Origin of the sequence: Dietzia sp. oral taxon 368, from assembly GCF_002999155.1 — a bacterium.
GTDB lineage: Bacteria > Actinomycetota > Actinomycetes > Mycobacteriales > Mycobacteriaceae > Dietzia > Dietzia cinnamea.
In genome coordinates, this window is record NZ_CP027238.1 from 3,312,601 (window position 1) to 3,333,301 (window position 20,701).

The window sequence follows — 20,701 nt, forward strand, 5'->3', positions numbered from 1 at the left end:
CGCTCCTCTCGCCCGAGTATCGGATGGCTGTCATCGCGAGGCCTCAGGCCTTCTTCTTCTTGGTGACCGTCAGCGTCTCGCGGTCGATCTCGTCCTCGGACAGCGCCTCGGCCTCGGGCTCGTTGACGACCCGCGAGCCGTCGGAGGCCACGAAGCCCTCCTTGAACTCGTCGGTCTTGGCCTTGAGGGTGGACATCGAGTCGTCGGACAGCGCGGCGCCGCCGGCGATCTGCTCGTAGACGTCGGAGGCGGCGTGGTGCAGGTGCTCGAGGAGCTCGTTCTCGAAGCGACGCACGTCCTCGACGGGGACGCTGTCGTAGAAGCCCTCGCCCGCGAGGTAGATCGACACGATCTGGTCCTCGACGGCCACCGGCGAGCTCTGGTCCTGCTTGAGGATCTCCACCAGACGCTGGCCGCGCTCGAGCTGGGCCTTGGAGGCGGCGTCGAGGTCGGAGGCGAACGTCGCGAACGACTCGAGATCGCGGTATGCGGCCAGGTCGAGACGCAGCGAGCCGGAGACCTTCTTCATGCCCTTGGTCTGGGCGGCGCCGCCGACTCGGGAGACGGAGATACCGACGTTGACGGCCGGCCGCACACCACGGTTGAACAGGTCGGACTCGAGGAAGACCTGGCCGTCGGTGATCGAGATGACGTTGGTCGGGATGAACGCCGAGACGTCGTTGGCCTTGGTCTCGATGATCGGCAGGCCGGTCAGCGAGCCGCCGCCCATCTCGTCCGAGAGCTTGGCGCACCGCTCCAGCAGGCGGGAGTGGAGGTAGAAGACGTCACCCGGGTAGGCCTCGCGGCCCGGCGGGCGACGCAGCAGCAGCGAGATCGCACGGTAGGCGTCGGCCTGCTTCGACAGGTCGTCGAACACCACGAGGACGTGGTTGCCCTGGTACATCCAGTGCTGGCCGATGGCCGAGCCGGTGAACGGGGCGAGCCACTTGAAGCCGGCGGAGTCGGAGGCCGGGGCCGCGACGATGGTCGTGTACTCCATCGCGCCGTGCTCCTCGAGGGTCGCCTTGACGCCCGCGATGGTGGAGCCCTTCTGGCCGACCGCGACGTAGATGCACCGCAGCTGCTTGGTCTTGTCGCCCGACTCCCAGTTGGCCTTCTGGTTGAGGATGGCGTCGATGCAGACGGCGGTCTTGCCCGTCTTGCGGTCACCGATGATGAGCTGACGCTGGCCGCGGCCGATCGGCGTCATGGCGTCGATCGCCTTGATGCCGGTCTGCATGGGCTCCTCGACCGGCTGGCGCTCGAGGACGGAGGGGGCCTGCAGCTCGAGGGCGCGGGTGTCCTCCGACTCGATGTCGCCGAGGCCGTCGATCGGCTGGCCGAGCGGGTTGACGACGCGGCCGAGGAAGCCGTCGCCGACGGGCACGGAGAGGACGTCACCGGTGCGACGGACCTCCTGGCCCTGGGCGATCTCCTCGAAGTTGCCGAGGATGACCGCGCCGATCTCGCGGTCCTCCAGGTTCAGCGCGACGCCGAGGATGCCGCCCGGGAACTCCAGCAGCTCGTTGGCCATCGCCGAGGGGAGACCGCTGATGTGCGCGATGCCGTCACTGGTGTCGACGACGACGCCGACCTCTTCCTTGGTCGCGTCGGTCGAAACAGTCGAGGTGTAGTTCGCAATCGCGCTGCGGATCTCATCGGAGGAGATCGTCAACTCCGCCATGTCATTCCTGCTCTCAAAGTCGGGATGTGCTTTATAGGTGTGTGCCGAGCCTCGACCACTGGAGACCGCAGCTCGTCGTTCGACCGGTCGAACCGGTCAGCGCAGGGTGCGCCGCAACGCGTCCAGGCGACCCGCCACGCTGCCGTCGATGATCTCGTCACCCACGCGGACCACCGCCCCGCCCAGCAGGGCGGGATCGACGTCGTTGTGGATGGCCAGCTCGCGGCCGTAGATCGACGCGAGCCGGCCACGGAGGTCGTCGGTCTGCTGCTCGGTCAGGGGCTCCGCGCTCGTCACCACGGCCACGGCGCGGCCGCGCAGTTCCGCGGCCTGCCGGGATATCTCCATGAAGTCGTCCGCGGGCATCCCGGCCGGCCGGGCGACGGCCTGGGAGGCCAGCGCCTCGGTGACCGCGGTGACCTTGCCGTAGAGCACCTGGGCGAGCAGGGCCCGCTTGGCGTCCGCCGGCGCGGTCTTGTCGGCGAGGGCCTGCTCGAACTCCGCGTCGCCGGCGACGATGCGGCCGAGCCGGAACAGCTCGTCCTCGACCGTCTGGAGCTGGCCCTGCTCCTCCGCGGAGCGCAGGAGCGCCTCGCGGCCCAGCAGGATCAGGCCCGCCCGCAGTTCACGCGGGTTGGACCAGTCCCGGGACACCGCAGCGAGCAGGAGGTCGAGCGTGGTCTGGTCGACCTTCCACCCGAACACCCCGCGGACGAGGTCCTGGCGGGCCTCCACCGGGGCGGACGTGTCGGCCACGGCGACCCGGAGTGACCGGTTGTCCTCCAGGACGTCGACGACCTGGAAGAGCTCCTGGCCCACCTTCGCACCGGTCGCCCCGCCGGCCGGATCGGCGGCCAGGGCGGACTTCAGTGCCTCACGGGTCTGGTCGAGCGCGTCGCGACTCGCTGCGTGCATGGACTCCACTTCCCTTAGTTCTTGCCCGCGCCGGGGACCCGGTCGAGGTCTGCCAGAAAGCGGTCGATGGTGCCGGAGCGACGGACGGAGTCCGACAGCTGCTCACCCATGAGCCGCTCGGCCAGATCGACGGACTGACGCCCGAGATCGGAACGGAGTTCCGCGACGATCTGCTGACGCTGGGCCGCGAGCTGCTGGTTGCCGGCGGCGACGATCCGGTCGCTCTCGGCCTGCGCCTCGGCCTTCATGTCCGCGAGGATCTGCTGGCCCTGGGCTCGCGCGTCGTCGCGGATCTTGGCCGCTTCGCTGCGCGCCTCGGCGAGCTGGGCCTTGTATTTGGCCAACTCCTCCTTCGCCTCGGCCTGGGTCTGCTCGGCACGACGCAGACCGCCCTCGATCCGCTCCTCTCGCTCATCGAGAACCTGCTGGAACTTCGGAAGGATGAACTTCCAGAACAGCCAGAGGATGACGGCGAGCGGGATGAGCGACCAGACGATGTCATACAGCGGAGGAATGAGCGGGTTGGGGCTCTCCTCCAGGGGGAGTGTTTCCCCCTCGGCCGCCAAGATGGCGATGACGTTGTTCATGGTGCGTCCCTAAGAGGTCGGTGTGTCGTCGGTCAGAACAGGAAGCCGGCGACGATACCGATCAGGGCGAGCGCCTCGGTGAAGGCGATGCCGAGGAACATCGTGGTACGGAGGGTGCCGGCCATCTCGGGCTGACGCGCCATACCCTCAACGGTCTTGCCGACCAGAATGCCGATGCCGATGCCGGGGCCGATCGCGGCGAGGCCGTAGCCGATCGCGCCGTAGCCGGTGACGGTCTGCTCGGTGGCCTGGGCGAGAGTGACGATGTCCATGGGGTTTCCCTTTCAGATGGCCGGGGCGGGTGGTTCCGCCCCGGTCGGACGTGGGTTGTCTGATTGACGGGTGGTCGTGTCAGGCCTGTCGGCCCGGGTACTAGTGGTTCTCCGCGTGGAGCGCACTGTCGATGTAGACGGCGACCAGCAGCGCGAAGATGTAGGCCTGCAGGAAGATCACCAGCAGCTCGAAGAGCGTGAACGCGACGGACAGCAGCGAGATGCCGGCGGAAAGGACCGTCCAGCCGTTGAGCTGCCAGAAGAAGAAGTTCGACGCGCTGAACAGCAGCACCAGAATCAAGTGCCCCGCGAGCATGTTCGCCATGAGTCGGATGGTGAGCGTGGCGGGGCGCAGGATGAACGTGGAGACCAGCTCGATCGGCACCACCAGCAGGTGCAGGGCCGGCGGCAGGTTGGGGATCACGACGCTCGCCTTGATGAAGCGACCGAAGCCGTAGCGCTTGGATCCCGCGTAGATGAACGTGACGTAGCCCAGCAGGGCGAGCACCAGCGGGAAGCCGATCCGCGCGTTCGGGGAGATGTTCAGCCCCGGGATGATGGCCGGCAGATTCATCGCCACCACCGCGAAGAAGATCGTCGCGATGATCGGGAGGAAGCGGCGACCCTGCTCCTTGCCGAGGATCTCCTCCGAGATGTGCACCCGGACGAAGTCGAGACAGATCTCCGCGACGTTCTGGACGCCCCGCGGCACCAGCTTCGGGTTGCGCATCGCGATCACGAGGAACGCGAGGAGAACGACCGCCATGAGGAGTCGGACCAGCATGAGGCGGTCGAGGGTGAAGGCACCGCCGGCGAAGTCCGTCAACCACTGCTCGGCAGGGAAGAACTCCTTGTCGATGTTCGGGGGGTGGAACTCGCCTTTGAAGGCCAGAAGCGTGGTACTCAGTGTGTTCTCCCCTGGTCGTGTCGGGCGACGGGCGCCCCAGCGCGTTCGGTATGAGCGGCCCGGAGTTCGCGGCCGGATCGGGTCAGCGCGCGAACGTCGTCAGGCCACGTGGCAGCCCGGTGACGTGCTCGTCTCACCGTCGTAAAGAGTAACACCCCGGTCTCGGTCCGTGACGGCAGGGGCACCCCTCAGGACACGGTGGGTTCGACGTACGGCGTCCGGGTCTTGAGCACGGCCCACGTCTCCCCCGCGAGCACCACGACCAGCGAGACGATGATCGTCACGCCGAAGGCCGTGTGCGAATAGAAATCGAACTGTGCGAGGGCGGCGACCACACCCATCGCCACCAGAAGCTTGAGGAGCCACGTGCCCAGCACGACCGCCGCGGTGGTCTGCGGTGCGGAGCGTGCGGTGGCGATGACGACTATCGCGGTGGTGAGCACGAACGCCCCGCCGATCCCGGCGCCCATCAGCGCGCCCCACAACCCGGGAAGACCGTCGACGAGGGCCCAGACGATTGCGCTGATGACGGCGAGCACGGCGAGTGCCAGGACGCCGAGCCGGACCGCTTTGCGCAACGCGGTGGTGTGCGGGCTCTCGGCGGGACGGTCGTCGGGTGCGGGCGCATCAGTCATGCCGTGCAGCCTAGCCGGATGCGGTCCCGCCTCCCGTGTGGTGTTGCGCCCGCGAGCTGCGGAGGCGCGGCACCAGGGTCGCGGCCAGCACGAAGAGCAGACCGGCGGCGACGAGCGGCACGATCACCTCGGTGGGCAGCATGGTCGCGCCCACGGCGCCGAAGGCGATGAGCGAGACCCAGGCGTAGATCACGAGGGCGACGCGGCGATGGGAGTGACCCAGTGCGAGGAGGCGGTGGTGGAGGTGCATCTTGTCCGGCGCGAACGGGCTGCGGCCCGCCCCGACGCGGCGCACGACCGCCATGACGAGGTCGAGGACGGGCACGAACATCGCCGCGGCCACGACGATCACCGGCGAGAGCAGCACGATCATCTCCTGCGGCCCGTACAGGCTCTGCGAGATCTTCCCGGACGCGCTGGTGGAGGCCGCGGCGAGTACCAGTCCGATGAGCATCGACCCGGAGTCACCCATGAAGATGCGCGCGGGCTGGAAGTTGTGGGGCAGGAAGCCCAGGAGCGCGCCCGCGAGCACGGCGGTGACGAGCGCCGGCGGATAGGCGCCGACCGTGCCGCCCTGGTCGAGCATGATGCCGACGGAGAACACGCAGATGGCGAGCGCGGCGATCGCGCCGAGGCCGGCGGCGAGCCCGTCGAGCCCGTCGACGAAGTTCATCGCGTTGACGATCGCCAGCGTGAAGACGACGGTGAGCAGCCCGGCCTGGAGCTGGTCCAGGACGAGGATGTTGCCGTCGCCGAACGGCAGGTACACGAGGGTCCACGACACGCCCATGGCCACCAGGACGCCGGCGGCCGCGGCCTGACCGGCGAGTTTCGTGACGGCTCCGAGGCCGAGGATGTCGTCGACGATCCCCACCAGGACGATGACGCCGCCGGCCATGATGGTGGCCTCGACGTCGGGCGCGAAGGGCGGGAATGCGCGATTGAGGGCGGGGAGTTGGGCGGCCAGGTAGACGGCGACGAGCAGCCCGGTGAAGACGCCCACCCCGCCGAGCCGGGGGGTGGGCACGACGTGCACGTCGCGCTCCCGCGGATAGGCGAGACCGCCGATCGCGGGCGCCACTCCCCTGACGAGTCCGGTCACGACGAAGGTGACGAGACCGGCGGTGACACCGATGAGCAGGAGCTCCCGGAACGGGATCCCGATGCCCACGGCTCAGCCGCGCAGGGCCGCGGGATCGATGCCGAGGACCTCTCCGACGCGCTCGGCGGTCACCGCACCCTCACGCACGATGCGCGGCGCGGCCCCGGTGAGATCGACGATCGTCGACGGGGCCCCGATCGCGCAGGGACCGCCGTCGAGATACACGGCGACGGAGTCGCCGAGCTGCTCGCGCGCCTGGGCGACGGTCGTCGCCGGCGGCTGTCCGGAGACGTTGGCGCTGGACACCGCGAGCGGACCGACCTCCCGGAGGAGCTCGATGGCCACCGGGTGCAGCGGCATGCGCAGCATGACGGTGCCGCGGGTGTGGCCGAGGTTCCAGTTCAGCGACGGCGCCTGGTGCACGATGAGGCTCAGCCCGCCGGGCCAGAAGGCACGGATGAGGTCCCGGGCGGGGGCGGGCGTGCTCACGACGAGGCCGTCGATGGTCTCCCATGATCCGACCAGCACGGGCACGGGCATGTCGGGCCCGCGGTGCTTGGCCGACAGCAGCAGGTTGACGGCGTCGGGGTCGAAGGCGTCGGCGGCGATGCCGTAGAGCGTGTCGGTGGGGGTCACGACCAGCCTGCCCGCGCGCAGGGCGCCGGCCGCGGAGCTGAGGCCGACCTCGCGGCCGGTGTCCTCGGTGCAGTCGTAGGTGATGGTCACCTGGTGGTCCCCTTCCGGGCGCTCGTGACGACCTCGTCGTCGTCGTGGGTGTCACCGTGGTCGCCGACGGTGCCGCGGCGCGCGTCGAGTCGCCTCGCGGTGACGAACCGCGGCCGACCGGCTAGGTCGGTGTGCTGCTCCACGGTACCGAAACCCCCCTGAGCGGAGATCACCGCGGCGACCGCGTCGCCGGTCGTGTCGTCGTGCTCGACGGCGAGGAGGCCGCCGGGCGCGAGGAGCGCGGCCGCGAGGTCGACGAGGGGGACGACGACGACGAGGCCGTCCCCTCCCCCGAACAGCGCGGTGGCCGGCTCGTGCGCGAGGACCTCGGCGGGCAGGTCGTCGGTCACGGGGATGTACGGCGGGTTGGACACGACGGCCGCGACCCGGCCCCGCAGGTGCACGAGGGTCTCGGGAGCGGTGGCGTCGGCGTGGTGGATCTCGACCGGCGTGTCCCCCGCCGCCGCCCGCTCGTCCGCGTTGCGGCGGAGCCACTCGAGGGCCGCGTCGTGCAGTTCGACGGCGTGCACGCTTGCATCCGGCCGGGCGTGGGCGATCTCCAACGCGATCGTGCCGCTGCCGGCGCAGAGGTCTACCACCACCGGTCCGGGTCCGGGCGCGGGAGCGGGCGCGGGCAGCGCGGCGAGGGTCCACCCGACGAGCAATTCGGTCTCCGGGCGCGGGATGAACACGCCGGGCCCCACGGCCAGGTCGAGCCGACCCGAGGCCGCACGGCCCAGCAGGTACTGCAGGGGCGTCCGATCCCGCGCGCGGGCGGCCACGATGCGCTCGACCTCTGCCACCGCCGTGGCGTCGAGGTCATCGGCGATCATGAGTCGGCCGCGGTCGATGCCGAGGACGTGGGCGCAGATGAGCTGCGCCTCGACGTGTGCCGAGTCGACACCGGCCGCCTGTAGCGTCCGGGTGGCCGAGCGCACCACCTCGGCGGCCGGGGCGGGGCGGGGATCCACGACGTCAGCAGCCTTCCACGGGCTAGGTGTACTGTCCACGCAGGTTGTGTACGCGGTCTGCGGGTGAGGCGCCTCTTAGCGCGGTGTGGCCGCGGTGGAAATTGTAGTGGTGCAGGAAGGCCGGTAGACGTGCCGCGCGGTCGGCTTCGCAGGAATAGGGTTCGGCGTAGGCCCATTCCTCGAGCATCGTGCGGTTGTAGCGCTCGACTTTGCCGTTGGTCTGCGGCCGGTACGGGCGAGTGCGCTTGTGCGTGACCTCGGTTCCGAGGGCGTCGGCGAAGGCATGGGAGCGGTAGCAGCTGCCGTTGTCGGTCAGGACCCGGCGCACGGTGATACCGGCATCGGCGAAGAAGGCCTCGGCCCGCTTCCAGAACTCGGCCGCGGTCTCCTTGCGCTCATCTTCCAGCAGCTCGCTATAAGCCAGCCTCGAGTGGTCATCGACAGCGTTGTGGATGTACCAGTAGCCCATTCGACGCTTGCTGTTGCGCTTTCCCTTGGCTCTGCCGAGGACCTTGTGACCACCGCCATCGGGGATGCGGCCGAGCTTCTTGATGTCCACGTGCACCAGATCGCCCGGTGCCTCGTGCTCGTAGCGGCGCACCTGCCGCTTGCCGGCACGCACCGGGGCGCCGGTGGCCGGGTCGGTGAACGACAGGCGCAGACAGCCGTAGCGGGACAGGATCTTGTGCACGGTCGAGGGCTGCATGCCCAGGTGGTAGGCAATCCGGGCCGGCCCCCACCGGCGGGACACGCGCAGGCCGATCACCCGCCGCTCCCGCCGCCGCGGTGTCCGGCCCGGGCTGTGGTGGGGCCGGCTGGAGCGATCGACCATGCCGTCCTTGCCGTACTCGCGATACCGGTTGACCCACTTGCGCACGGTGCCCACCGAGACGTTGAACCGCTCGGCAGCACGGACACGGGTCCAGCCGTCCTCGACGACACACCGGGCCAGACGCAGCCTGCCCGTCGGAGTCAGCGGGGCGTTACCGTGGGACATGAAGACCTCCGTTGTGAGTGTGGTTGCTTTGTCGCTTTCACACCTCACACGGAGGTCTTCCTTATGTCAGCCCGCCATGCCGACCAGTGACACAACGTCCGTGGTCAGTACAGCTAGGCCTGTTCCATGCGGCGACGGCGCTCCTCGGCGGCGAGGGCGTCGAGCACCGCGTCGAGGTCGCCGTCCAGCACGGCGTCGAGATTGTGGGCCTTGAACCCGACCCGGTGGTCGGCGATGCGGTTCTCCGGGTAGTTGTAGGTCCGGATGCGCTCCGAGCGGTCGACGGTGCGGACCTGGCTGGCCCGGCCCTCCGCTGCCTCCGCTCCGGCGGCCTCCTCCGCCGCGGCCTGGAGCCGCGCGGCGAGCACCTGGAGGGCGCGTTGCTTGTTCTGCAACTGACTGCGCTCGTTCTGACACGTGACGACCGTGCCGGTGGGCAGGTGGGTGATGCGCACCGCGGAGTCCGTGGTGTTGACGCCCTGCCCGCCCTTGCCGGACGAGCGGTAGACGTCGATCCGCAGATCCGACTCGTCGATCTCCACAGGGCCGACGTCCTCCGGTTCCGGGAAGACCAGCACTCCGGCGGCCGAGGTGTGGACACGACCCTGCGATTCGGTGACGGGCACCCGCTGAACGCGGTGCACGCCACCCTCGAACTTCAGCCGCGACCAGACCCCGTCGCGCGACGGCTGGCGGGAGCGGATGGAGAACGACGCGTCCTTGTAGCCGCCGAGGTCGGACTCGGTGACGCCGAGGACCTCGACGATCCACCCGTGCTTCTCGGCGTACCGCGTGTACATGCGGGCCAGGTCCGCCGCGAACAGCGCGGACTCCTCACCGCCCTCGCCGGACTTGATCTCCATGACCACGTCGTCGGCGTCGTGCGGGTCGCGGGGCGCCAGGAGATCCGCCAGTCGTGCCTCGAGCTCGGCGGCCTCGGCGTCGAGACGGTCGGCTTCCTCGGCGAACGAGGGGTCGTCCCCCGCGAGTTCGCGGGCCGCGGCGGCGTCGTCGCGGGTTGAGACCAGCGCGCGGTGACACTGCACGATCGGGGTCAACTCGGCGAACCTCTTGCCGACCCGGCGCGCGGCGGCCGCGTCCTCGTGCAACGTCGGGTCGGACAGCTGCGCCTCGAGGCCCCCGTACTCGGACAGGACGTCGTCGATCGAGGACGGCGACCGTCCCGCGCCCTGGGTCACTCCTCGTCCTGCGGCAGCGTGGGCGTCGTCTTGGCCACCTGCAACAGGAACTCGTAGTTGGTGTTGGTCTTGCGCAGCTGCGACATGAGCAGGTCGATGGCCTGGTGGGTGTCCAGACCCGAGAGCACCCGGCGGAGCTTGTGCATGATGCCCGCCTCCTCGGGGCTCATGAGCAGCTCCTCCTTGCGGGTACCCGAAGGGCCGACGTCGACGGCCGGGAAGACCCGGCGCTCGGCGATCCGACGGTCCAGCTTGAGCTCGGCGTTGCCGGTGCCCTTGAACTCCTCGAAGATCACGGTGTCACCGGCCGAGCCGGTCTCGACCATCGCGGTCGCGATGATCGTCAGGGACCCGCCGTTCTCGATGTTGCGTGCCGCGCCGAGGAACCGCTTGGGCGGGTACAGGGCGGTCGAGTCGACACCACCGGACAGGATGCGCCCCGAGGCCGGGGACGAGTTGTTATAGGCGCGGCCGAGACGCGTGATCGAGTCGAGGAGGACGACGACGTCCTGACCCAGCTCCACCAGCCGCTTCGCACGCTCGATCGCGAGCTCGGCGACCTGCGTGTGGTCGGACGGCGGACGGTCGAAGGTCGAGGCGATGACCTCGCCCTTGACCGACCTCTGCATGTCGGTGACCTCCTCCGGTCGCTCGTCTACGAGGACGACCATCAGGTGGCATTCAGGGTTGTTCGTGGCGATCGCGTTGGCGATGTTCTGCAGGATCGTGGTCTTACCGGCCTTCGGCGGCGACACGATGAGGGCGCGCTGCCCCTTGCCGATCGGCATGATCAGATCGATCACGCGGGTGGAGATGATGTTCTTCTCCGTCTCGAGCCGCAGCCGCTGGTTGGGGTACAGCGGGGTGAGCTTGGAGAACTCCGGACGCTGGCGGGCCTGGTCCGCCGGGCTGCCGTTGACCGTGTCGATGCGGGCGATCGGATTGAACTTCGCTCGGTTCTTCCCACCCTGTCCGCCACCGCGGCCGCCACCCTGGCCACCGCCCGGACCGTCGTGCTGTCCGTCGGACTGCCCGTCGCGGGGCATCTTGACCGCGCCGGTGATCGCGTCACCGCGACGCAGGCCGTAACGACGGATCATGTTCATCGACACGTAGACGTCGTTGTTGCCGGCGAGGTAGCCGGAGGTGCGCACGAACGCGTAATTGTCGAGGACGTCGAGAATGCCGGCGACCGGCTGGAGGACGTCGTCCTCCCGCACCTCGGTCTCACCCTCGGCCGGGCGGTTGCCGCCACGATTGCGCTCGCGACGCCGGCGACCACGACGACCGCGGCCCCCGCCGTCGTCGTCGCGGTTCTGGCCGTCGCCACGGGGGCCGTTCTCGCCGCCGTCCTGGCCGCCCTGGTCGTTCCGGCTACCCTGGCCGCCCTGGTCGTTCCGGCTACCCTGGCCGTCCTGATCGTTGCGGCCACCCTGGTTGTTCCGGCCGCCCTGGCTGCCGCGGTCATTGCGGCCGCCCTGCTGGTCCCGGGAGTCCTGGTCGCGGTTCTGATGACCGCGCCCCTGCCGCTGGCCACCGCGGTTGCCGTCCTCGCGGCGCGACCGCTCGCCCTGGGCGCGTCCGTCGCCCGGGGAGCCGCCCTCGTCGCCCGCCGGTGCGGACTCGCCGCCGTCGGCGCCGTCGCGCGTCTTCTCCCCCGCGTCGTCCGCCCGGTTGCCGCGTCCGCGGCGACCCGTACCCGTCGACGGTGCCGGCCCATCGGCCGAGGGGGACTCGGACCGCGCGTGCGCATCCTCGCGGCGGGGCGCGTCCGCCTGTTGCGGTGCGTCCGCCCGGCTCGTGGCTTCTGCCTCGCGCGGGGTCTCCGCCTGACGCGGGGTATCAGCCTGGCGCGGGGTCTCGGCGCGGCGCGGTGCGTCGGACTGAGCGGGGCGGCCGCCCCGCGCGCCTTCGATCATCGCGACGAGGTCGCCCTTGCGCTTACCCGACAGGCCCTTGAGGCCCATCTGCTGCGCCAGTGCCTTGAGCTCGGGCAGTCGCATCGCCGACAGCGCGGCACCCTGGGGAGGGGTGGAAGTGGTGTCCGTCGAGGTCACAAGGATCCTTTCTGGGCCCGGGGCCGGGGCGGTGTGTTCCGCCTCGCATCGAGCAGGTGTCCGGGAAGCGGACTCGGCGTCCCGGGGTGGCCACGTGGGCCTTCCGCACCGGCACAATGGCCGGGCACGGATCTTTCGTCTGAGGGGGATCCACGCGAGGGGAGAACCGCCCGATGCGGGGGATCCCTGTACGTCACTCGCCGATCGGCCGCTCCGACCGAGACCGACCCACGTCGTACCGACCTGCAGCGGCGGGAATGGAAGTGGGATGACTCGGGACGCGGGGACGACCGGGCGCCCGTGACTGAGGTACAGCATACTACCCGGATGCCGATCTCGTGCACATCCCCCTCACGCGGGTCGCGACCGGCGCGAGGGGCGGTCTCCCGGGCCGGTAACGTACACCACACCGAAGGGCGCACGAGGTGGAGGTGACCGTGTTCGGAACCATGGCGGACACGCCGTTGCTCGTCTCCCGCATACTCGAGCACGCCGCCGAACGACACGGCGGTTCCACCGTCACCGGATTCGTCGGAGATCTGGAGCCACGGCCCGTCCGCTTCGACGTCGTAGCCTCGCGGGCCGCCGCCACCGCACACGCGCTCGCCGGCCTCGACGTGCGCCCCGGCGACGTGGTGGGCATTCTCTCCGGCGCCCGCACGGAGGTCGTCGAGCTCATGTTCGCGCTGCCCGCCATGGGCGCCGTCGCATTCCCCGTGAACATCCACCGTTCGGAGGACTTCATCCTCTCCGCCCTGAGGGACAACCGGGTCGAGGTCGTCGTGGTCGATCCCGAACTGCTCCCCTCGGCGTACGCCGTGGCCGCACAGGTCGAGACACTGCGCCACCTCGTCGTCGTCGACGCCGCCGTCCCCTCCGCCCCCGGCGACATGCGCGCCGAGGTCCACGCCCTCGAGGCCCTCCTCGACGGGCAACCCACCACCTACCCGTGGCCCGAACTCGACGAACGCTCCGCGGCGGCCATCGCCTACACCTCGGGCACCACAGGCGCCTCCAAGGGCGTCGCCTACACCCACCGGTCCATCTGGCTCCACTCCATGCAGATGTGCATGGCCGAGAGCGCGGCGCTACGCAGCGGCGACACCGTCCTGACCACCATCCCCATGTACCACGTCATGGCGTGGGGACTCCCCTACGCGGCGTTCATGTCCGGCGCGGGCATCATCACCGCCAGGCCGCGCCCGGGGAAGGTCATGAGCACCGGCGCAGACGTCGCCGGACTTCTCGCCACCTACCGACCCAACAAGATGGCGACCACACCCGCCACCCTCCAACGACTCCTCCAGCGCCTCGAGACGAACCCCCAGCAGGTCGGCCACCTCAGCGAGGTCCTCGTCGGCGGCTCCCCCGTGCCCGAGGCGCTGTTCGACGCGTTCGTCAAGCGCCACGGCGTCACGATCATGCAGGCCTACGGCCTCACCGAATCCAGCCCGATCGCCGCGTTCGCGCGCCCGGACCCGCACTCGTCGGCCACCTACCGACGCGCACAGATGCTCGGCCAGGGCAGGTTCCCCGCCGGCGTCGAGGCGCGCCTCGTAGACGGCGACCGAGTCCAGCCGAACGACAGGTGGTCCGCCGGCGAACTCCAGATCCGCGGACCGTGGGTCACCGCCGGATACCTCGGGGACGAGGCGTCCGACCGGTTCGTCGACGGATGGCTCCGCACCGGCGACGTGGGCACCATCTCGCCGAGGGGCTACCTCGACGTGGTCGACCGGGTCGACGACATCATCGCCTCCGGCGGCGAGCTGATCTCCACCGTCGAGCTCGAGCACGCGGTGCTGCGCGACGACCGGGTCGCGGAGGTCGCCGTCGTCGGCGTGCCCGACGAGCGCTGGGGAAACCGGCCCCTCGTGCTGGTGCGTCTCAAGGCCGGCGCCACCGCGACCGCCCGCTCGCTGTGGGACGGGCTCGACGGGCTCGTCGAGCCGTGGAAACGCCCCGATCACTGGGCGTTCGTCGACAACATCCCCCAGACCACCGTCGGAAAGTTCGACAAGATCCGGATCCGCGCCCGCCACGCCGCGGGCGAATACCAGGTCACGACGATCGCGCCGGGCGCGGCGCGCTGACTCCGGTCGGCGAGGCGCTGCGCGGCGCGGCGTGGCTGCGCCGCCGGTCGGCGCGGGGTGACGCGGCTCAGGCGCCGGTCAGCCGGCCGCCACGACGCGGGCGCCGTCCGCGATCTCCAGGTCCCGGACCGTCCACCCCTGCCGCTCGGCCAGTTCCCGCAGATCCGAGGGGAGCGCGCCGGTGCCGAGCACCAACACGGTCGGGCCCGCACCGGAAACCGTCGCGGCCAGCCCGCGCTCGCGGAGCCGGGTGACCCACTCGGTGGTGCCGACCAGGGCCGGCGCGCGGTACGACTGGTGCAGCCGGTCCTCCGTCGCGGCCAGCAGGTGCTCGGGGTGGGAGGCCAGGGCGACCGACATGAGCGCAGCGCGGCTCGCGTTGAACGCCGCGTCCTCGTGTGGGACGGTCGCCGGCAGCAGGCCCCGGGTCTGGGCGGTCGAGGACGTCTCCGACGGCACCAGCACGGTCGCCACGATCGACGGGTCGACCTCCATGCGCACGGCCCGGTAGTGGACGCCGTCGGACGACCGCTCGGTCCACGAGACCACGACGCCGCCCAGGACACTCGCGGCGGCGTTGTCCGGGTGACCCTCGAACTCACTCGCCAGCTGCACGAGATGGTCGGTGGACAGCGCACCGTCCATCAGTCCGTTCGCCGCCACCAGTCCCCCGACCGCGGCCGAGGCCGACGATCCGAGACCGCGCGAGTGCGGGATGGAGTTGGAGCACGAGATCCGGACGCCCGGCGCTCCGACACCGCCCGCCCGGAGACCCGCCTCGACGGCCTTGGCCACCAGGTGCGAGGCGTCCTCCGGCACCTGGCCGGCGCCCTCCCCCGAGACCTCGAGCTCGAGACCCGAGGCGATGACGGTCACCGTGATGGTGTCGTACAGGCCGAGCGCGACACCGAGCGCGTCGAACCCTGGCCCGAGGTTCGCGCTCGAGGCGGGGACCTCGATCGTCACCGTCCGGCCGACGGGCAGGATGCGCCCGCCTGAACTGCCGAAGACCTCCGGGCCGGAACCGTCCACGGCGCTCACTGCAGACCGAGAGCGCCGGCCACCGCGGAGGGGTCCACCGGCACGGGCTCGACCTCGGGCATGCCCAGCAGCGCCGTGTCCGGGTCCTTGAGACCGTTACCGGTCACCGTGCACACGATGGTCTGCCCGGCCTCGAGCTCGCCGTTCGCGTGCGCGTCGAGCAGGCCCGCCACCGACGCGGCCGAGGCGGGCTCGACGTAGACGCCGTCCTTGCCGGCGACCGTGCGGTACGCCTCGAGGATCTGCTCATCCGTGCGCTTGCGGAACGTCCCGCCGGACTCATCCCGCGCCGCCACGGCCCCGTCCCACGACGCCGGGGCGCCGATCCGGATGGCGGTGGCGATGGTCTCCGGATCCTTGACCGGCGCGCCGTCGACGAGCGGTGCCGCACCCGCGGCCTGCACACCCATCATCCGCGGCCGGGACGAGATGACGCCGTCGGCGTTGTACTCGGTGTAGCCCTTCCAGTACGCGGTGATGTTGCCCGCGTTGCCGACGGGCAGGAAGTGCAGGTCGGGCGCCCGGCCGAGGACGTCGACGATCTCGAACGCCGCGGTTTTCTGCCCCTCGATACGCACCGGGTTCACGGAGTTGACGAGCCCGATCTCCGCGTAGGTGGCGGTGGTCTTGCGTGCCAGTTCCAGGCAGTCGTCGAAGTTGCCGTCGACCTGGATGATCGTCGCGCCGTGCATGACCGCCTGGGCGAGCTTGCCGGCGGCGATCTTGCCCTGCGGGATGAGCACCGCGCAGCCCATGCCGGCACGGGTGGCGTACGCCGCCGCGGACGCCGACGTGTTGCCCGTCGACGCGCACAGCACCGCCTTCTGGCCCCGCGCCTTCGCGTCCGTGACCGCCATGGTCATGCCGCGGTCCTTGAACGAGCCGGTCGGGTTGAGGCCCTCCACCTTGAGGTACACCTCGCACCCGGTCACCGCGGACAGATGGGTGGCGTGGATGAGCGGGGTGCCGCCCTCGTACAGCGTCACCGGCTCCCAGTCGGACCCGATCGGCAGGCGATCCCGGTAGGCCTCGATGAGGCCGGGCCACCGGCGGTGCACAGGCTGGTGGGTGTTACTCATTCGGTGTCCACTCCCTCGAGACGGATGACGCTGGTGATGGCGGTGACCGCGTCCTGGTCCGACAACGCGGCGACGGTGTCCGCCAGTGCTCGCTCGGTGGCCAGGTGGGTCAGGACGGTGATCTCGGCGGTCGGCTCGACGTCCTCCGCCTCGGCGTCGGGCACCTCGACCTCGGTCTGACGGACCTGGGCGATCGAGACCCCGTGAGTGGAGAACTCCGTGGCCACCTGTGCGAGCACACCCGGCTTGTCCGCGACGCGCATGCGCACGTGGTACCTGGTCGAGATCTCGTCCATGTTCGCCACGGGCAGGGCGGCGTACGTCGACTCGCCGGGCGCGCGGCCCGCGCCGGCCTTGTTGCGCGCGGCCGCGACCATGTCTCCGAGTACGGCGGAGGCCGTGGGCGCGCCACCCGCGCCCTGACCGTAGAACATGAGGCGACCAGCCGCCTGGGCCTCCACCACGACCGCGTTGAACGCGCCGTTGACCGCCGCAAGCGGGTGGCTGTTCGGCAGCAGAGCCGGGTACACGCGCGCCGAGACCGCCTCGGAGCCATCGCTCTGACGCAGCTTCTCGCAGATCGCCAGCAACTTGATGGTGCAGTCCATGTCACGCGCGGACTCGAAATCGTCGGGCGAGATGCGCGAGATTCCCTCGCGGTAGACGTCCCCGGCGGTCACGCGGCTGTGGAAGGCGATCGAGGCGAGGATGGCCGCCTTGGCCGCGGCATCGTAGCCCTCGACGTCCGCCGTCGGGTCTGCCTCGGCGTAACCCAGTCGTGAGGCCTCGGCGAGCGTCTCCGAGTAGTCCGCGCCGGTCGAACCCATCTCCGACAGGATGTAGTTGGTGGTGCCGTTGACGATGCCCACCACGCGCTCGACCTGGTCGCCGGCCATCGACCGACGCAGAGGGCCGATGACGGGGATCGCGCCGGCGACGGCCGCCTCGAAGTACAGGTCGGTGTGCGTCGAGTCAGCGGCTTCGGCCAGTTCGTCGGTGTACTCGGCGAGCAACGCCTTGTTCGCGGTGACCACGGCCTTACCGTGGCGCAACGCCTCGAGCAGGAGGGGACGTGGGAGGTCGATGCCGCCCATGAGCTCGACGACGATATCGACGTCCTCGCGCGAGACGAGCGAAGCCGGGTCCGCGGTGAGCAGATCCGGGTCCAGTCCGCGGTCCTTGGTCAGGTCTCGGACGGCGACGCCGCGCAGGGCCAGGGGCGCTCCGATGCGGGCGGCCAGCGCCTCGGCGTTCTCGGTCATGTAGCGGATCACCTCCGTTCCGACGGTGCCCATCCCGAGTACCGCCACTCCCACGGGTCGCACATCCGACGCGGTTACGTCGCTCACTGTCCCACCTCCAGGCTCGTCAGATCGTCCAGGGTTTCACGGCGCAGCATCAGTCGTGCCCGCCCGTCACGCACCGCGACCACCGCGGGACGCCCGATCAGGTTGTAGCGACTCGACATGGAGTAGCAGTACGCGCCGGTGGCCGCGACGGCCACCAGGTCGCCGGGGCCGGCGTCCTCCGGCATCCACAGGTCGCGGACCACCACGTCACCGCTCTCGCAGTGTTTGCCGACGAGCCGGGACACGACCGGCTCGGCGCCCGAGGCGCGTCCCACGAGCCGGGCGTCGTAGACGGCGTCGTAGAGGGCCGTGCGGATGTTGTCGCTCATGCCGCCATCGACGCTGATGTACCGCCTCTGCTCGCCCCCGGCGAGATCGACGTCCTTGACCACACCGACCTCGTACACGGTGACCGTCCCGGGGCCGGCGATGGCGCGGCCGGGCTCGACGACGAGAGTCGGAGGGGTCAGCCCCGCGTCACGCGCGAAGCCTTCGACGATCTCCCGGAGGGAGGCGGCGAGCCTGGCCACCGGGGGCGGATCGTCCGAGGGGACGTAGCTGATGCCCAGCCCTCCGCCGAGGTCGAGGTGGTCGAGCTGAGCCGTGCGTTCCGCCCCGAACTCGTCGACGATGTCGCGCAGGAGTCCGATGACCCGGCGCGCCGCGAGCTCGAATCCGTCGATGTCGAAGATCTGCGAGCCGATGTGGCTGTGCAGGCCGGTGAGCCGGATGTGCGACGCGGCGAAGACAGCCCGGACCGCCTCCATCGCCGCGCCGCCGGCGAGAGAGAAACCGAACTTCTGATCCTCGTGCGCGGTGGCGATGAACTCGTGCGTGTGGGCCTCGACGCCTACGGTGACGCGGATGAACACGTCCTGGATCACGCCCTCCTCGCGGGCGATCCGGTCCAGCAACTCGATCTCCGACATCGCGTCGATCACCACGTGGGCGACGCCGCTGCGCACCGCGTACCGCAGTTCGCCGGCCGACTTGTTGTTGCCGTGCACGGTGATCCGCTCCGGCGGGAAGTCCGCCCGCAGGGCGACGGCCAGCTCGCCCCCCGAGGCGACGTCGAGACTGAGCCCCTCCTCGGCGACCCAGCGGGCCGTCTCGGTGGTGAGGAACGCCTTGGACGCGTAGTGCACGCGGTCCGCTCCCCCGAACGCGCCGGCCATCTCGCGGCAGCGTGACCGGAAGTCGTCTTCGTCGATCACGAACAACGGCGTCCCGAACTCGGCGGCCAGATCGGTCACCGGCACACCGGCGATCTCGACGACGCCGTCATCGCGCCGACGGGCGCCCCGCGGCCAGACCGAGGGGGCCAGCGCCATGAGGTCGTCGGCGTCGGCGGGCCTCTCGGCGATACTGGGTGCGTGCGGGACCTCGTGTCGGGCGCCCGCGGGATGCGCGCTCACATCCTCTCCGGGGCGGTGACGCCGATGAGGCGGAGGCCGTTGGCCAGCGTCTGCCGGGTCGCCGAGCTCAGCGCGAGCCGGGCCGCGTGCAGGGGCCCGGGCTCCTCGTCGCCCATCGGCAGGACCCGGCAGGTGTCGTAGAAGCGGTGGTAGGCGCCGGCCAGTTCCTCGAGGTACCTCGCGACGCGGTGCGGCTCGCGCAGGTCCGCGGCACTGGCGACGACACGGGGGAACTCGCCGATGGTCCGGATGAGGGCGCCCTCGCGGTCCTCTACGAGCAGTGCCAGATCCGCGCCCTCCGTGGTGACCCCGAGGTCGGACGCGTTGCGCGCGAGGGAGCAGAGACGGGCGTGCGCGTACTGCACGTAGAAGACGGGGTTGTCGTTGGTCGCCGACGTCCACAGCTTCAGATCGATGTCCATGGTCTGGTCGACCGAGGAGCGGATCAGCGCGTAGCGCGCGGCGTCGACACCGATCGCGTCCACGAGGTCGTCGAGCGTGATGACGGTGCCCGCCCGCTTGCTCATCTTCACCGGTTCGCCGTCGCGCACGAGGTTGACCATCTGGCCGATGAGCACCTCGATCGTCGCCGGATCGTCGCCAAGCGCCGCGGCGGCCGCCTTGAGTCGTGCGATGTACCCGTGGTGGTCGGCGCCCAGCATGTAGATGCACAGGTCGAATCCCCGCTCGCGCTTGTCGAGGAAGTAGGCGATGTCGCCGGCGATGTAGGCGGCGTCGCCGTCGGACTTGAGGACCACACGGTCCTTGTCGTCCCCGAAAGCGGTGGAACGCAACCACCACGCACCCTCGGACTCGTACAGGTTGCCATTGCGCTTGAGCGTCTCGATCGCCCGATCAACGGCGCCCGAGGTGAACATGGAGTTCTCGTGCGTGTAGACGTCGAAGACGGTGCCGAACTCGGCGAGCGAGTTCTTGATATGGGAGAACATCAGGTCGACCCCGGCCGCGCGGAAGGTCTCCAGCGCCTCGTCCTCCGGCTTGTCGAGGACGCCTGGATGCGCGGTCATCACCTGCGCGGCGATGTCCTGGATGTATGCCCCGGCGTACCCGTCCTCCGGGGTCTCCTCGCCACGTGCAGCAGCGGCCAGCGAGCGGCTGAACCGGTCGATCTGGGCACCGTGGTCGTTGAAATAGTACTCCCGGGTGACCTCGGCTCCGGAGGCCTCCAGGACGCGGCCGAGCGCGTCACCGACGGCCGCCCACCGGGTGCCGCCCAGATGGATGGGGCCGGTGGGATTCGCGGAGACGAACTCGAGATTGACCCGTCGGCCGTCCATCGCGTCGCCGTAACCGTACCGCTCCCCCTTCTCGAGCACGGTGGCGACGAGCGAGCCCTGGGCACCGGAGTCGAGCCGGATGTTGAGGAAACCGGGACCGGCGATCTCCGCCGACTCGATGCCCGGGTCCTGCGCCAACGTGTCCGCGAGCGCCTGTGCGAGGTCCCGCGGCGCGGACCCGGTCTTCTTGGCCAGCTGCAGCGCGACGTTGGTCGCGTAGTCGCCGTGTTCGGGATTGCGGGGCCGCTCCACGGTCACCGTCTCCGGAACGACCGAGGTGTCGGCACCGCGCTCGGCGAGAACGGCGATGAGGGCGGCGCGGATGACGGCGGCGAGGTCGGCGGGAGTCACGTCTGACCATCCTAGATGTCGGC

The 20,701-nt window shown here is 70.3% G+C and carries 18 protein-coding genes; 1 reads left to right on the forward strand and 17 read right to left on the reverse strand.

All coding sequences use genetic code 11. From position 1 onward, the window contains the following. Positions 1-43: 43 nt before the first annotated feature. The 12 genes from atpA to rho all read right to left on the reverse strand — a co-directional run bounded on the left by atpA (position 44) and on the right by rho (position 12,169). Positions 44-1,684, reverse strand: a complete 1,641-nt coding sequence (gene atpA / locus C3V38_RS15505; RefSeq protein ID WP_007627617.1) for a F0F1 ATP synthase subunit alpha — start codon at positions 1,682-1,684, stop codon at positions 44-46. 96 nt (positions 1,685-1,780) lie between these two features. After that, positions 1,781-2,599 (reverse strand): F0F1 ATP synthase subunit delta, encoded by an 819-nt coding sequence (locus tag C3V38_RS15510; RefSeq protein WP_106386250.1) that lies wholly within the window; start codon positions 2,597-2,599, stop codon positions 1,781-1,783. Between the two features lie 14 nt (positions 2,600-2,613). Then, complete coding sequence (locus tag C3V38_RS15515) at positions 2,614-3,186, reverse strand: F0F1 ATP synthase subunit B (RefSeq protein ID WP_106386251.1); 573 nt, start codon at positions 3,184-3,186, stop codon at positions 2,614-2,616. Positions 3,187-3,218: 32 nt separating this feature from the next. Next, positions 3,219-3,458, reverse strand: a complete 240-nt coding sequence (locus C3V38_RS15520) for an ATP synthase F0 subunit C (RefSeq protein WP_106386252.1) — start codon at positions 3,456-3,458, stop codon at positions 3,219-3,221. Positions 3,459-3,558: 100 nt separating this feature from the next. Beyond that, positions 3,559-4,284, reverse strand: coding sequence for a F0F1 ATP synthase subunit A (gene atpB, locus C3V38_RS15525; protein ID WP_007627624.1), 726 nt, complete (start codon positions 4,282-4,284; stop codon positions 3,559-3,561). A gap of 269 nt (positions 4,285-4,553) precedes the next feature. Next, positions 4,554-5,000, reverse strand: a complete 447-nt coding sequence (locus C3V38_RS15530) for a hypothetical protein (protein WP_106386253.1) — start codon at positions 4,998-5,000, stop codon at positions 4,554-4,556. A gap of 10 nt (positions 5,001-5,010) precedes the next feature. Beyond that, complete coding sequence (locus C3V38_RS15535) at positions 5,011-6,171, reverse strand: glycosyltransferase family 4 protein (RefSeq protein ID WP_106386254.1); 1,161 nt, start codon at positions 6,169-6,171, stop codon at positions 5,011-5,013. A 3-nt stretch (positions 6,172-6,174) separates the two neighbouring features. Continuing rightward, the gene (locus C3V38_RS15540; protein ID WP_061227665.1) at positions 6,175-6,828 is read right to left on the reverse strand and encodes an L-threonylcarbamoyladenylate synthase; all 654 of its coding nucleotides are present in this window, start codon (positions 6,826-6,828) and stop codon (positions 6,175-6,177) included. Next, positions 6,825-7,799: a peptide chain release factor N(5)-glutamine methyltransferase gene (gene prmC / locus C3V38_RS15545; RefSeq protein WP_106386255.1), complete on the reverse strand. Its 975-nt coding sequence runs from the start codon at positions 7,797-7,799 to the stop codon at positions 6,825-6,827. Before prmC ends, C3V38_RS15540 begins: the two co-directional genes overlap by 4 nt. 22 nt (positions 7,800-7,821) lie before the next feature. Beyond that, positions 7,822-8,796 (reverse strand): IS481 family transposase, encoded by a 975-nt coding sequence (locus C3V38_RS15550; RefSeq protein ID WP_106385127.1) that lies wholly within the window; start codon positions 8,794-8,796, stop codon positions 7,822-7,824. A 113-nt stretch (positions 8,797-8,909) separates the two neighbouring features. After that, a complete protein-coding gene (gene prfA, locus C3V38_RS15555) occupies positions 8,910-9,995 on the reverse strand; it encodes a peptide chain release factor 1 (protein WP_007627631.1) in 1,086 nt (361 codons plus the stop codon). Next, positions 9,992-12,169 (reverse strand): transcription termination factor Rho, encoded by a 2,178-nt coding sequence (gene rho / locus C3V38_RS15560; RefSeq protein WP_371412129.1) that lies wholly within the window; start codon positions 12,167-12,169, stop codon positions 9,992-9,994. The genes prfA and rho overlap by 4 nt, the downstream gene beginning before the upstream one ends. A gap of 314 nt (positions 12,170-12,483) precedes the next feature. Here rho and C3V38_RS15565 point away from each other — a divergent pair, with 314 nt between their 5' ends. Next, positions 12,484-14,145 (forward strand): long-chain-fatty-acid--CoA ligase, encoded by a 1,662-nt coding sequence (locus tag C3V38_RS15565; protein ID WP_254426020.1) that lies wholly within the window; start codon positions 12,484-12,486, stop codon positions 14,143-14,145. A 78-nt stretch (positions 14,146-14,223) separates the two neighbouring features. On the opposite strand, the gene thrB is transcribed toward C3V38_RS15565, so the two are convergent. The 5 genes from thrB to argS are packed head-to-tail and all read right to left on the reverse strand — an operon-like array spanning position 14,224 to position 20,678. Beyond that, complete coding sequence (gene thrB / locus C3V38_RS15570) at positions 14,224-15,186, reverse strand: homoserine kinase (protein ID WP_007628485.1); 963 nt, start codon at positions 15,184-15,186, stop codon at positions 14,224-14,226. After that, positions 15,183-16,265: a threonine synthase gene (thrC, locus tag C3V38_RS15575; protein WP_061227661.1), complete on the reverse strand. Its 1,083-nt coding sequence runs from the start codon at positions 16,263-16,265 to the stop codon at positions 15,183-15,185. The genes thrB and thrC overlap by 4 nt, the downstream gene beginning before the upstream one ends. After that, a complete protein-coding gene (locus C3V38_RS15580; RefSeq protein ID WP_106386258.1) occupies positions 16,262-17,614 on the reverse strand; it encodes a homoserine dehydrogenase in 1,353 nt (450 codons plus the stop codon). The genes thrC and C3V38_RS15580 overlap by 4 nt, the downstream gene beginning before the upstream one ends. After that, a complete protein-coding gene (lysA, locus tag C3V38_RS15585) occupies positions 17,611-19,029 on the reverse strand; it encodes a diaminopimelate decarboxylase (protein ID WP_106386259.1) in 1,419 nt (472 codons plus the stop codon). Before lysA ends, C3V38_RS15580 begins: the two co-directional genes overlap by 4 nt. Beyond that, positions 19,026-20,678, reverse strand: coding sequence for an arginine--tRNA ligase (argS, locus tag C3V38_RS15590; RefSeq protein WP_106386260.1), 1,653 nt, complete (start codon positions 20,676-20,678; stop codon positions 19,026-19,028). The genes lysA and argS overlap by 4 nt, the downstream gene beginning before the upstream one ends. Positions 20,679-20,701 lie beyond the last annotated feature (23 nt).